Source organism: Methylomonas sp. LL1 (genome assembly GCF_015711015.1).
Taxonomy (GTDB): Bacteria; Pseudomonadota; Gammaproteobacteria; order Methylococcales; family Methylomonadaceae; genus Methylomonas.
In genome coordinates, this window is the sequence record NZ_CP064653.1 from 3,658,773 (window position 1) to 3,673,135 (window position 14,363).

7 protein-coding genes are annotated in these 14,363 nt (G+C 44.2%); 1 reads left to right on the top strand and 6 read right to left on the bottom strand.

Annotation, left to right across the window (positions count from 1 at the left end):
- Positions 1-260: 260 nt before the first annotated feature.
- Complete coding sequence (locus tag IVG45_RS17095; RefSeq protein ID WP_196435000.1) at positions 261-5,108, bottom strand: AAA domain-containing protein; 4,848 nt, start codon at positions 5,106-5,108, stop codon at positions 261-263.
- 314 nt (positions 5,109-5,422) lie between these two features.
- On the opposite strand from IVG45_RS17095, the gene IVG45_RS17100 reads away from it, so the two are divergent.
- Positions 5,423-6,010, top strand: a complete 588-nt coding sequence (locus IVG45_RS17100) for a class I SAM-dependent methyltransferase (protein ID WP_196435001.1) — start codon at positions 5,423-5,425, stop codon at positions 6,008-6,010.
- Here the strand turns inward: IVG45_RS17100 and IVG45_RS17105 are convergent.
- The 5 genes from IVG45_RS17105 to IVG45_RS17125 are packed head-to-tail and all read right to left on the bottom strand — an operon-like array spanning position 6,000 to position 14,309.
- Complete coding sequence (locus IVG45_RS17105; RefSeq protein WP_196435002.1) at positions 6,000-7,028, bottom strand: HNH endonuclease domain-containing protein; 1,029 nt, start codon at positions 7,026-7,028, stop codon at positions 6,000-6,002. The two genes, IVG45_RS17100 and IVG45_RS17105, sit on opposite strands and share 11 nt — an antisense overlap.
- 49 nt (positions 7,029-7,077) lie before the next feature.
- Positions 7,078-7,644, bottom strand: a complete 567-nt coding sequence (locus IVG45_RS17110) for a S1 RNA-binding domain-containing protein (protein ID WP_196435003.1) — start codon at positions 7,642-7,644, stop codon at positions 7,078-7,080.
- A 35-nt stretch (positions 7,645-7,679) separates the two neighbouring features.
- Positions 7,680-10,649 (bottom strand): type I restriction endonuclease subunit R, encoded by a 2,970-nt coding sequence (locus IVG45_RS17115; protein ID WP_196435004.1) that lies wholly within the window; start codon positions 10,647-10,649, stop codon positions 7,680-7,682.
- Position 10,650: 1 nt separating this feature from the next.
- Complete coding sequence (locus IVG45_RS17120) at positions 10,651-11,958, bottom strand: restriction endonuclease subunit S (protein ID WP_196435005.1); 1,308 nt, start codon at positions 11,956-11,958, stop codon at positions 10,651-10,653.
- Positions 11,958-14,309: a type I restriction-modification system subunit M gene (locus tag IVG45_RS17125; RefSeq protein ID WP_196435006.1), complete on the bottom strand. Its 2,352-nt coding sequence runs from the start codon at positions 14,307-14,309 to the stop codon at positions 11,958-11,960. The genes IVG45_RS17120 and IVG45_RS17125 overlap by 1 nt, the downstream gene beginning before the upstream one ends.
- Positions 14,310-14,363: the final 54 nt, after the last annotated feature.

Below are 14,363 nucleotides of genomic sequence, written 5' to 3' on the forward strand. Positions count from 1 at the left end.
TAGTGTGCTGAGTGCGGCTCATGCCATTTAATAAAAGCAACCATCTCAACTGATAAACTGTGTTGTGATCAGCTGCTAGCCAGAAGGTCCGACACATGGTGTGATGGACCGCTTTCAACTTGGTCTGAAACATATCGCTGACTGCGTTTGCTCGCATCCGATATAGGTCTCGAATTTTAATCTCACCAAAACGCAGCCGCTGTTAATAAGCCCTTCTTCACATAGGATTTGGGTAAACAATCATTGATGAAAGATTGCGGTTAGATGCTATCCTGAAGCCTAATACGCTCGTTTTTGGCTTTGTATTTCTCGACTTTATTTTTTCTAATCAAAGATCCGAGTGCTTTTGATACTTTCTTTTCAAACTCAACCCGTGGTTTACCTCGGGTAATTATTTCGAGTTGTTTGAGCACCCTAGTGCCAATTGACTCGATTGTGCATGACTGATTCGGGCAATTTGCAAGTACGGTGAGAATTGCTTCTTGAATTTCAGACAATTCAATGATGTCTAGCTTTCGATGTTCAGCAGACTCAATAGCGTCTTCAATGATATTGTCAGCAAAGAGATCTTCATTTTGGGGAGTAATTTGACGTTTTGTTTCAACGCTATCTTCCTTGACCTCAAACGCTAATTCTTCTGATTCATCCTCTTCAACAACATTGATGACTTGGTATGGATCGACAACTTTCGAGCAAACCCATTGGGAATTATCAACAGATTCCGAACCCAATGGATCAATTCCCATTTTGTAGAGAGTATTCAATAAATCATCGAATACTTCTTGTCTACGCATGACGAAACTGGACGCAAAGCATCGCCAGAAAGTCCAGCCGGCCCGTTCAAGAACACGCTGCCTGGTCATGTCATTCATCCATTGGCCTGGGCCATGGAATTTATCACCATCACATTCAACAGCCAGTCTTCGACCTTCCGAACCTTCAACGACAAAATCAATGCGATATGCGCCACAGCGAACCTGTGGTTTGACTCGATAATTTCGCTCGACCAATAGATCAAAAATTTCGCGCTCAAAATCCGATTCACACAATTCTCGTAGCGACGATACCTGTTTGGCGTCTTGAATGAATGGTTGTTTAAAATGGCGAAAAACCTTGGCAGTTAAACTATCAGGCTTCAACTCATTTTCATCGATCGAACGAAACAGATACATACGATCGCGAGCACGCGAAAGCGCAACGTTAAACCGCTGCTCAATTTCCAGGCGATTGGCGGCCGATTTATCACCTTTAGCCAACACATTTGATACCAGCATGATGTCGCGTTCACGTCCTTGGAATACTGGTGGCGCGCCCACCGAGATCATCCGTTCAACGATTTCAGCTTGCGAAATTTCAGTATTAATCAAATTCCATATGTGATTGGCCTGTTCGTTTCCTAACAAAGTCACAACCCCAATAGTCCTGCCAGCCATTTCTGGATCAGCGATGATTTCTTTGATTTCATTCACAATCGCTCGAGCCTCTGGCGGGTTGTTATCGCCTTTCCGGTAGCCGCCAATAACCATGACATCAATCAATGGTGGGTCAAGGCGCTCTGAGCTTTTGGGTACACGCAATGGCTTGATTTGACCATCGTAAAATTCGCGATTTGAAAATTCGATGATGGCGTGAACACACCTGAAATGCTCTTTCAGCATTACTGAGTTTCCAGCGAAGACCACTCGTGCCAAATCGTAAATTGATTTACCTGGCGTCATCTCCGAGCCATGCGGCTGATCTCTGAGGAACCGGTCTCTCAATTCCTGAATTTTAACTTCCTTGGTTCCAACGGTTGAAGGCGACACCTGCTTATGGTCACCGACGACCAATAGCTTCTTTCCCCGCAGTAAGGCTGGTAATGCCCAAATATCGGATTGTGAGGCCTCATCGATAACGACCAAATCAAATAAACCCACTTCAGGTGGAATTGTCTCTGATACTCGCCACTGGGGTAGAATCCAGCACGGCACGGCTTTATAAGCTCGCTGCATGGCAGCGCGAGCATCCTGCCTAAAGCGAACCGCTCTGATACCATTGCCTGAGCCCATCGACTGAATAGCATTGAGGTACGCTTGCAGTGCCTGCCTAATGTCATTTGGCGAATTGTTATAAACGCCTAACCAAGTTTTTTCAGCGATCAATTCTTGATAGGTTTTTGATAACGTTTTTTCGAGCGAATGCCTTTCGTCAAATAACTTTTTGAGCTTTTGGTGGCCATCGATGTGTTCGATAAACGTTTTTGCCGCCCGCCAGTTCCAAGCTTCCAGCCAATCCGCCGCAGTTAAACGTTCATAGTCTTGAAATGGTGTCGATATGACGGCATGCGCCCATTTTGTGGCGCCAGATTCAGTTAAAAGAACCGATACCCTCTGAATTTCACGTAATGCTGGCTGAAGACTATTCAACCGATTCAATTCGCTCATCAATGCATACCATGTCTCGCGAAGGGTTATTTCGTCACGATCTGGATGCCCAAGCGATGCATGTAGAAATTGTAAAATGTCATCAACAATAGCGCCTGAGTGCCCTTCAATCTTTTTGAAAAGTGCTGTCGCTTGCTGATGGGCATAGGTGAATCGATCGCGATCAAGATGCTGTGAAAGGCTCAACGTTATGGCTTCCACCTGTTGCTTGAGATCGATGTTTTTTGTTCCTATGACTGCATGGCCAAATACGCGTGAAATTTTTTCACTGAGAGGCCGATCAAATTCAACGGATAATTTCTTAATATCATCAATATGATCTTTGTGCCGCGCTAAAAGCCTAAACGCATCATCTAAGTTGTCATCGACAGAATCAAGACCAATTTCCCTTCCAATGACATTCCAGCGCGAAAGTAATTTTCTGGCGTTTAATAAATATTCGGCGTGAACAACGACAGCCTGCCAGGCCTCTTGGTTATCATGTTTTGGATTAAGCCCCATAACGGTAACTTTTACCAAAAGCTGTTTAATTTCCTTGGAACCAAAAAATTTGAATGGGCTTTTTCCCTGCGATAAGCGTTGAATCGCTTGCATAAAGTCTTCGTTGAGCTCTGAGTCATCAGCAAAAGCAACTGCATGCGATAAATTCGTTTTACGAATTGAATCCAGGTTACCGATCTCGTCACAAAGCGATAATAGATGCGTGATGGCAGCATCTTCATCGACAGCTATGAATTTTGCGCGCAGGCGAGATGACCAGGTAATGGCTGCTTGCTCAACCTTTTCCTCAAGCACATGCCTTTTATTTAGGAATTCAAGTAGTTTTTTGGCTTCTTCAAAGGTCTCATGAGTGGCATCAGAAAGCGGTATGACGCAGCCACTATCCACTTTATCCTTGAAATTGCTGGCTCTGACTAAATCATTATGCAAATAGGATAAATTTGACCATTCTGGAAATGCATCGCAAACCGGCAATGAATGATCAAGATAGATGATGTCACCGGCGACATCAGCCCGTGATTTCCTTAAAGATTTGATATCATCGTCGCTGAATCTAAGCGTGTTGTGCTTTGAATTAATCTCATCCTCTAACCAGTCATAATTGTCCTGGTTATCCAGTACGAACTTAGCTAATTCAGCACACAAAACCTCTTTGCCATGAAACGGATAGTGTTTCATGTGCTTTTCGGCAAAGCTATTAATCGCTTGATCTACGGACGCAATTTTGGCGTGCAGCCCATTCAATTGCTCTTCTAAATGCTGGATGGTGTGATGAGATTGAGTGGGATTTAAGCTATTAACGCTGCTGGCTATCTCTTGAATGGAATATTCAAATTGTCTTCTGCCATCACGCTCATCGGTGAGTAGCGCCACGCTTAATGGCTTGATTTGCGGTGGCAGTTTTTCCTGAAGAACAGACAAAGCTGATTCACCCGACGCTGTGACCAAGACACTTTTGCCTTGAGCGAGGTAATGGCAAATCACATTCGCAATCGTGTGTGTCTTGCCTGTTCCTGGCGGGCCTTGAACGACAACGCCATCATTGGTTTCAAGCTTTTCGATAATTGAAACCTGCTCATCGTTGTAAGGCATCGGAAAATAGAGCTCTTTCAGCCCATGCCTTGCGTCACTACAGGATAACCCTCTGAAAGCTACCGATTCTCGGGGTTTAACAACAGAATCGCCTGTTTTGACAAAACCTTCGATAACAGCCGGTATTTTGATGTCATCTGAGATATTTTTCTTCAGCCTTTCGATATCTTGGATGAAAATATGTTCAGAGCGTTTTCTGCCAAATAACACCCAAGTATCGGTAATGATCAGCTTGTCGGTAGGTGTTGGTAAATTGGGTTCAGGTTGATTTTCAAGATAACTCCCATTGGCATCAAGATGTAAAACAGCCGCTTTCAAAACGCCTTCAAAAGTTGATGCCTCAAATGGATTTACACGATCCGCAGCATTCTCGTTGACACTTTTCCAGAACTCAACTAAGGGTCTGACGCCGTGGTTTTCCTGGTCCTCGTAACAACTCAGTTCCAATCTGGGATCTAAATCGCGCGGCCGAATTTCAATATCAAAGGTTTTTGGATTAAGGTAAATCTCGCAGGTTTGCGTTACCAATGGGTACTTAATCGACCTGTTGCTCTCTGGCGCCGACCAGACAGCACAACCGATTCCCCAAGCGATCTCTATCGGTGAGTCGGTACTATCGGAAGATATCGTTTGCTGAACCGCGAATAATTTATTGTAAAAACTGATGGTTTTACGGCGTGGCTTTTCCGAGAAAGACCATGGCTCCCAGCGGGTGTTGATATAGCTATCAAACTCAACTTGAATTTCGGGATGTTGTTCAAGCGTTTCGACACCAACTTCAACTTTGTTTTCGTAGACGGCATATTCGTCCTTGAGTATTGGCGTCTTGTCTGGAGACTTGGAGATGATCACCCAAGGTTTTAATGCATCGCTCGGCTCAGGGGCGGGTGTTTCTTTCAAGCGGGTGATACGAAGCCAAACATCGTCGTGTTCGGATTGGATGTTGAAATCAATGCCTGGAAGCCCTTTGAGATCGGATTGGCTGGCTTCAAAAATGTCGCTTGGAACGGTGTAGACTGGTTTCCTGTTTAGCTTTTCTACTTGCTCTATATAGTCCAGCAGGTCGATAAGTAGTTGATTGCTTTCTTTCATGCCCCAAAAATCCCAGATTGATCCCTATCATCCCAGCACGACCTAACTTTAGGCCATTCCTAGTATCTGTTATCAGCAATCAGAAAGCAATTGCGGCGATGTTAATGTATCAACTCGCGGGCTAATATATTCCTAGACGGTAAGAGTATTGCCGGCCAGCAGAAAACATTGAAATTAACAATTACCGTGCCATAGTATTAGCGTTGGAGTGAAGAGTTCGTGTACTGATTGAACTCGTCACAAGGGACAGGTGCTTCTTAGTGCATTTTGCAAGGCGACATTTCCATCGCTAATTTACATCTGCTAAACAATTTATGGACCAGCAAACAATAGAAACATACGATAAAGAAGCGGCAAGCATTGCCCAGCTTCACTCAACTCTCGTGCCTGAGCGTATATACGAGTTAGCGAAACAATTCTTTATCCAAGACGGCAAGACGCTAGATGTTGGCTGCGGAATAGGCCGAGATACCAATTGGTTATGTCAACAAGGGTATCAAGCGATTGGTACCGATGCTTCGGACAGTATGTTGACCTACGCTCGATCTTTGTATCCAGAGGTAGATTTCATTCTTGATTATCTTCCGAACCTCGAAACACAGGGAGAGGCAGCGTTCGACAATATTTTATGTTCAGCGGTATTGATGCACTTAAACGATGCTGATTTTATGGCTTCATGTGCGCGGTTATTTTCCTTGTTAGCCGAAAATGGTGTTCTGATTGCATCATTTAGGGGTACCAATCAGCAAGATAATAGGGAAAAAGGAAAGCTTTATAACCCAATAGCAGTCGATGACTTTCTGGAGTTTTTTACCAACCGAAAGTGCGCAGTGTTAATCAATGAGTCAGTGGCTGATAATAGCAGAGGTTTAGTCTGGAATAACTTTGTGATCAAAAAATAGCGCTACCTTGTTTTGCCGGCTGCCATTTCTTGGTGACGCCATAATAAAGTGATGAGCAGTTGTAAGCGTCTTGAAGATAATCTCGCCGTTTATCGCTTGTGTAACCGGTCTGGGCGATCAGGGTTTCTCGAAGAGGGTGATGACTGGTAATCAAGTATTCGTTGCGGTTGTAAAGGCGTTCCAGTAAATCGATTGAAGGGAGATTTTGGAATTTGCCGTTCGCGCCTCGATTGCAATCGGTGCAGGATAGTACAAGGTTGGCTACTCCGTTTACCGGTTTATCTGGATCACATTGCCGTAGCAGGTGTGGAAAAAAATGGTCTACATCGGCGAAATCGGGGTGGCCTTGATTGATGGAGATTTCGCGAAAGCAGTAAAAACATTTGCCTTTTTGATAGCCGTTGAGTGATGGTCTGGCAGATGTAACTGATACTCTACGCAGTTTATTGTCTGCCAATAGTTCTTTGGTGTCTTCCTTATAATCAATTTGAATAAGGTGTTTGGGCAGATTAAGCTCCCACGCTGTTTCGACTAAACGCCATCGGGCTTCCGTTTCGTCTTTGAGACTTTCATATTGAAAGTTCTCTGCCAGTTGAAAAAACGCATCCGTTAAAACAATGCCATTCTTTGATTTACGTTCATCAACAAAGAATCGGGTTGGGACTTCTTGATTATGGACATTATGGAATGCGTCGATTACGTTGTTAAAGCCTAACCTTACGGTCGTTTCGATTAACTGATCTTTGGTTATTTGGCGGGCATTAAATTCTCTACAGGCATTCAAGAATCGACTGTTTTCAGATGTACCTTGCTTGTCGCAGATGACCAAATGTTGAGCTATATGCTTGGAATAAGGCTCGGCCAACTTATCCAACGTTATAACAGTTTCACCCGAACCCTTCAAATCATATAAGGCTTTGGCGAGCGCGAATTTGTAAGAGGCGACGTTTCGGCCGAACAGTATGATTGATCGCCAGTAGTTCTCAAGGGTCGGTTCGATTTCGTAAAACCTTGCCATTAGATATTTTTTCTAAAGTAGGCTGATACGAAGATTTCTAATACCTAGATTATTGATCCATCTCAAAATAAACACGTCTTCTTTCAAAGTCGATGTCATTTATTTTTACCACTACTTCATCACCATACTTGAGCATGTCACATTTCTCTTCGTATGGTTTGTCGCAATGGATATCTTTAAAGTATAACGAGCCTGAATATCCATCTACAATTTCAATATGACAACCATATCGCTCTTTAATGCCAATGATTTTTCCAGTTACAGATGTTCCGACGGGATACTGTTTGCTGAGTTCTAGCCATGTATCAGGGATCAATTGCTTCATACCCAACCTAAATAAATCGCTTTCTTCATCGTACGAAAGAACTTTAACTTGGATAGTTTGACCAACTGATAAATATTCAAAAGCATTACGTACTCTTTCCCAGGCAATATTTTTAATATCCAAATAACCATGCGAATTATGTATCTCAACTAAAGCTCCACCGTCTACAACATACAAAACAGTGCCGGAATAATCTTTCCCAATTTCAGGAGATATATATTTTATATAGCAATCTTCGGATCGGTTATTGGCAAATAACGCGGCTACTTTGTTTTTTATAAGGTCAAGCATCTTTGAGTTTTAGGTAAGTGGATTTAAAGAAATAATTATAACGATGTGAAGTTGCTAGATTGAATTACGTTACTTGCAGAAGCTAGTATTCTCGCCACACTCGCGTCAAACGCCCGCTTGAAATCTGGGTCAGACGCATAGCGCTTATATAAATCTAGTTCTCGCTTTCGCTCGATACTGATGGCGTTCTGGATTAACTTTTCCAGAGCCAGTTGTCGATTTTGGACATCAGGGTTGTCCTCGACCTGAGCCTTGTAGTCTGCGTGTTCCACGACATGCTTGGCGATATTGATAAATTTAATCTTTTGCTCTTCCGGTGTGGCTTCCCAGCCGGCAAAATAACGTTCATTAAAGGCTTTGATAATCTCGTCCAGCGGGTCTTTTTCTTCGCCGCCAGGGAAATAACCTCGTAGATTGGGATTTTGGGGTTCCAGCTCTGTTTCACTGGCGTCCAGGCCGATTGGAACATTCAGCTTGGAACGTTCCAACCCGTAGGTAGATAAATCAACGCTGTTGAGTAATTCGTCCAGTTTGTCTTGGTCTGGGTCTTTGACTTTGAGCTTGGGTATCAGAAATTTTAAAAACCAATACAGCATTTCCCAGTTCACATTATTGAATGGGATGATGGCTGCGACTTGAGCGTATATTTTGACGAACTGTTTGGCCTTTATCTTGAAATCGATACGATGTTCGTCGTCCAGATCGGTATCAAAGCGGGCAACAACTGTATCGATGATGGGATGTAGTTGTTCAGCATCGACACCGGCAAAAAACTTGTCATTGAAGTCGGTGACTTCACTCCATTCATAGATGCCGAAATCATCTATTGAATCCTTCAAATCATGCAGTACATTGACGTCAGTTGCCTGGCTAAGTGTGGTGGCTGTATAGAATGGATCAAAGGCGGATTTGATGTCATCGACTGAATTGTAGAAGTCCAAGACAAAGGTATCGGTCTTGCCCAGTTTCCAGTTACAGCGATTTAGTCGTGATAAAGCTTGCACGGCTAGTACGCCTTGTAATTTTTTGTCGACGTACATGGTGTGAAGCATGGGTTCGTCGAAGCCGGTTAAGTATTTGTTGGCTACGACTAATATTTTGTAGTCGTCTTTCTCGAATTCATCCGGTAAGTCGCGGGCGGATATGCCGTTGATACCGTCTTCGGTATATTTAATTCCATCTACTGTCTTGTCGCCTGAAAAAGCCACTAGAGCTTTAAATGGAGCATTGTTTTCCTTTAAGGCGGAGCGAATCGCAAAGAAGTACCGGATTGCGCATTCGATGTTACGAGTGACAACCATGGCCTTGGCCTTGCCTTTTAGCTTTTTGGCTTGCCAGACATTGTGCATGAAGTGATCGACCATAATTTTGGCTTTTACTTCGATAGTATTTGGGCTGGCTTCAACATATGCCTTCAGCTTTTTTTGCGCTTTGGCGGTATTAAATAAAGGGTTTTCTATGATGGATTTTTGTACTTCGTAGTAGCTTTTGTAGGTGGTGTAATTAGCCAGTACATCGAGAATGAATTGCTCTTCGATGGCTTGTTTCATTGAGTACAGATGGAATGGATAAAATTTACCATCAGTACCTTCACGGCCAAATTTTTCTAACGTTTGAGGTTTAGGTGTGGCGGTAAAGGCAAAGTAGCTGGCATTTCTGCTCATCTTTCGATCTTTCATGGCAGCCAGAATTTTGTCCTGTAAATCTTCTGGGACTTCTTCCTCATCTGCGCCCAAGGTGATGTTTAACTTGTCAGATGCGCTGCCAGATTGTGACGAGTGTGCTTCATCGATTATGACAGCAAAATTTCGGTCGGTCAGATCGCAGACAGCGGTGTAAATGACAGGGAATTTTTGTACAGTCGTGATGATGACCTTTTTGCCCAGTTCAAGATGTGCTTTTAGTTCAGCTGCGCTTTCGCAATGGGCGACGATGTTTTTGACTTCTGAGAATAGCTTGATGTTGTCTCTAAGCTGACCGTCCAGTACCTTGCGGTCGGTGACGACTATTACTGAGTCAAAGATATTTTTACTACCTGTAAGATCGTATAACTCGACCAACTGGTACGCTAACCACGTTATGGAATTGGATTTGCCTGAACCAGCGGAATGCTGGATTAAGTATGTCTGGCCAATGCCGTTTTGCTTGGCATCAAGCAAAACGCCACGCACTACATTGAGTTGGTGATATCGCGGGAAAAACAGCGCCTTCTTTTCTTTTCCGGTTTTCTTATCTTTCTCGACGGTGAACTTGGCAAATTGCTCAATGATATTCGTCATACTATGGCGGGAAAGAATGTCTTGCCATAGGTAAGCCGTTTTATGGCCGCTGGGATTTACAGGGTTGCCTTTACCGAAATTGAAGCCTTTGTTGAACGGCAGAAAGTTGCTGTCGTTGCCGGCCAATTGTGTGCACATATAGGCTTCGTCGGGATCGACGGCAAAATGCACCAGACAGCGCCCGAACTCGAACAATGGTTCCTTGGGGTTGCGGTCGGTGCGATATTGTTTGATGGCGTGATAAACGGTTTGGCCGGTCCATGGATTTTTTAGCTCCAAGGTAGCGATGGCCAGTCCGTTGACGAATAACACCATATCTACCGACTTCAAGCCATCGGTTTCACTGTAATGCACCTGGCGGGTGACACTAAAACGGTTGGTTTCAAAATTGGCTAAGACTTCTGGATTGAGGTCGTTGTATGGCAGCCTGTAAAGTAATCTGAAATGAGTGTCGTCGATATCCAAGCCTTTTTTCAAGACTGACAGCAAGCTGTCTTTCTTGATCTTCTTGTTCAGTCGTTCCAACACCAGCCGTTTCCAATTGGGACGGTCTTTTAGCTTGGCTAACTCTTCAGGTTGAGTTGCTTCGAGAAACTGCCAAAACAGCTTGGCGTCGATAGCAAACTCGCGGTCGAAATCGGAAGGATTGCCGGTCAGGTAGCCATCTTTGGTAAGGGTGTTTTCGATGTGTGTTTCGAGGGCGGCTTCGTTGGTTTGGCTGACCATTCTAAATCCTGTAAAAACCTGTAACTGCCATGGAAACCACACCGACTCTGAATTCGACAAGTTTATCTATTTGATTAGTCGTCATTCGGATTACCTCGTTAATTTTAGATTCTAGTTCTGACAGGTAGTTTGCAATCGCTACTTGTTCATATATTGGGGGACAAATAACAATCCACGACTTAATATGCTCTTGGCTTACCTTAACCATTGTTGAACTGGAACCACGAGCATTAATACGCACTTGGTTACGAATGATTGGACATTGGAAAAAATACCTCATGTATCGACCATCAACTTTTTCAGCATTAAAAGTTAATCGGTAAATTAAATCCGAAAGCATAACTGGAGAAGAAGGGCTGTTTTCTACATAACAAACATCCGCTACCAATTCTGGGGTGTTTCCGCGAGTCAGTAAGAAGTCGCCAGCCCTAATTTGGTATTCCATACGGTACAGTTTTCGAGGTATGGGTTTAACTTCGCCATCAATATACTGACCAGCTTTTACGACACTGATCTTGGCAACAGCGAACCCACTTTCATCGTTAAGATTATCAATTGCGGGACTAGAGCCTTGAACTATCTTTTTTATAAAGCGTCGGTTTGCGGCAATTTCCCAATGTGCAGGCACTTCTCCAATCCATTCTATCCCGCTATCGCGCATAGCCACATTCGGGTTCAGACCGAGAGTAACGGCTTGATTGATCAGGATGCTTTTCTGCTCTTGCAGTAATTCAATCAGCCGTTGCTTTTTGGCAATCGCGGCATCGATTTCAGCGGTTTTCTGGTCGAGGAAGTTGACGATGCGATCTTGTTCGGAATGAGGTGGTATTAGCACCGGAATCTTGTTGAAATCACTATTCTTGATTTGTAACGAGTTGGGCCTGATGCCTTGCATCTGACCAGTGTACCCCTGGATGTAAGGATGAGACCTTAATAAGTAATGTGCGTATTGAGGTCGTAAGCGAGAGTCGAGCCAATATGAACGATAGGCAGGACTAACATATCCTTCATGACTACTAACTCCAAGCCCAGCATAGTTAAGCCACATCGTATTCACTACTAATTGCCCTGGACGAACAACTCTATAGTCCTTAAGCTCTTTATCCGTTCGTTTTTGTTCTTCAAACTCGTATTGCTTTACTTCAATACCTCGATAGCCAGAAACTGAGAGCATTTCGCCGATTATGTCTTTGTCGTTTTTCTCATTGCTCATAGTGAATAAGGCTTTGAAAGGGAGAATCTCCCAATGACTCGGTACATCGCCAAGCCATTTTTCGCCGCTGGACTTGTAACTTTCATGCCGCCGCATCACTGAGTCCCTACAAAGCTGACCAATTGTTTCACCAATCCATCGGTTTCCGCTTCCAAGGACAGAATCTCTTTGGTCACTTCTTGTAGGCCACGCAACGGCTTATGCTGGTAGAAATATTTATTGAAACTGATCTCGTAACCGATTACGGTTTTGTCGAGAGCGATCCAGGCATCGTCGATGTACGGATAGACTTCGCGGATGAAATAGTCGTGAATTACATTGGATGCCGAAGGCTCGGTGCTGGTTGTCAGTGGCACGTTCTCGGTGTCGCGCAGTTCGCTGTCGGCCTCGTATTCCAGGTATTCACCAGTTTTATCGGTAGGCCAGTAACCATGGTTGGCCAGTTTGTCAGTCGTGGTTTTAAATTGTTCCGTTAGCTCTTGCTGTTTTGCACTACTCAGCTTATGGAGCTTTTTGATGACCTTGGCGGCGCGCTCATCACGCCAACTGATAGCATTCAGGATTTGCTTGCGCTCTGGCGCAGACAGTTTCAGCTTTAGATACTTGATGGAGTCATCCACCAAAGCTTCAAATTTGTTGAAATCCAGGTATTCGTCGCCGCCAATTTGATCAGCCAGTTGTTGGGCCGTTTGCATGATGGCCAATTGCGCCTTCCAAGAGATTTCCGACAGTAACTCCTTCCGGTTTTTCGGCGACAAACTAATTTCTTCACGATCTAGGTGTGCCTCAATGGTAGTGATATGTGCTTTCAGGTTGGTGTAAACCTCGTCGCCGTATTTGCCATACACCCATTCCATGATGTCCTGCAACCCAGGCATAAAGCGCAAAGTGGTGATACGTTCTGGACTGAATTGGGCCGCTAGCCGCAATGGCCTTTCTATAGTAACTTTGTAGTAACCGAAATCGCGATTGTCGAACACTTTGGAAATGCCATCATTGGACATGCTCAGGTAAAGCTGGGTTATCTGTTTGATGTGCAAGTCACTCAATTCGCAGTTTTTTGCCCCCAGGCTTTTACGTAGTTTTTGATATAGGCTGGATGCATCGATCAATTGCACTCTGCCACGACGCTGCTCAGCTTTGTGATTGGACAATATCCAAACGTAAGTGGTGATGCCGGTGTTATAGAACAGGTTGTTGGGCAACTGAATAATGGCTTCCAGATAGTCACTTTCAATGATGTGACGGCGAATATTACTTTCGCCACTGCCGGCGTCACCAGTAAATAAAGACGAGCCGTTGTGTACCGATGCAATGCGAGAACCCAATGGGCTGTCGGTCTTACGTTTCATCTTGTCGACCATTTCCATCAGGAACAACAATTGGCCATCTGACGATCGAGGAATTGCAGGATAGAAGTCGTAGTTTTCTCCAGTGTAATCGCTCAGGTTGACCTGAAAACGGTGATCTTGTACTTCTTTACCTTCAACAATGTACTTTTGCTCGGTTTTCCACGACTTGCCGTATGGGGGATTCGTGAGCATGAAATCAAAACGCTTGTTCGCAAAGTCATTGGTTTGGAGTGTCGATCCGAACAGGATGTTTTCTGGGTCGTTACCCTTAATCATCATGTCCGATTTACAAATTGCGTAGGTTTCGGGATTGACCTCTTTGCCATACAGAAACACGCCAACTTTGGCTTTGATTTCTCCTTCAGGATCGGTAATGAAATCTTGAGACTCAGTGAGCATGCCACCACTACCACAGGCAGGATCATAGATAGTCAGTGGATTAGGCAGGTGATCCTTGACCGGAATGAACACCAGATTGGTCATTAGTTTGATCACTTCACGCGGGGTAAAGTGTTCGCCGGCTTCTTCGTTGTTTTCTTCGTTGAATTTACGGATGAGCTCTTCGAAGACATAGCCCATCCCCAAGTTCGATAAACCTGGCTGAGTACGACCATCAGGGCCTTTGCGTTCGTCAGGGCTGAGGTTGAGTTCTTCGGAAACGAATTTTTCGATTACATCATGCAGTACATCCGATTGAGCCATTTTTCGGATTTGGTTTCGCAAATCGAATTTGTCGATGATCTCTTTAACGTTATCAGAAAAACCGTCGAGGTAATTCTTTAGGTTCGCTTCCAGTTGGGAATGGTTGCCGAGTAATGTCTTCAGGGTAAAGCGGGAAGTGTTGTAAAACACATAGCCGGATGCATCGCGTAAACCAATAGAATCCAGATCGGTCATGCCGGCATCTTCAAGTTGAAAACGCACTTCTTCAAGAACGGCTTCCTTGGTAGGCTCTAACAAGCAATCCAAGCGACGCAGTACGAACATCGGTAGGATTACGTCACGGTATTTGCCTCGGACGAAGACATCTCGAAGGCAGTCATCGGCAATTGACCAGATGAAGCTGACAATTTTGTTGTGGGTGGTATGGTCCATTTATTTCTTCGTAGTGTTCGTAGTTTCGATAGTGAAAAGAATCGAGCTATCGAA

Bases quoted from the DNA above. Each gene is read 5' to 3' on its own strand.
- IVG45_RS17100 (WP_196435001.1), top strand. From the start codon at position 5,423: ATGGACCAGCAAACAATAGAAACATACGATAAAGAAGCGGCAAGCATT.
- IVG45_RS17125 (WP_196435006.1), bottom strand. From the start codon at position 14,309: ATGGACCATACCACCCACAACAAAATTGTCAGCTTCATCTGGTCAATT.
- IVG45_RS17110 (WP_196435003.1), bottom strand. From the start codon at position 7,644: ATGCTTGACCTTATAAAAAACAAAGTAGCCGCGTTATTTGCCAATAAC.
- IVG45_RS17105 (WP_196435002.1), bottom strand. From the start codon at position 7,028: ATGGCAAGGTTTTACGAAATCGAACCGACCCTTGAGAACTACTGGCGA.
- IVG45_RS17095 (WP_196435000.1), bottom strand. From the start codon at position 5,108: ATGAAAGAAAGCAATCAACTACTTATCGACCTGCTGGACTATATAGAG.
- IVG45_RS17115 (WP_196435004.1), bottom strand. From the start codon at position 10,649: ATGGTCAGCCAAACCAACGAAGCCGCCCTCGAAACACACATCGAAAAC.
- IVG45_RS17120 (WP_196435005.1), bottom strand. From the start codon at position 11,958: ATGCGGCGGCATGAAAGTTACAAGTCCAGCGGCGAAAAATGGCTTGGC.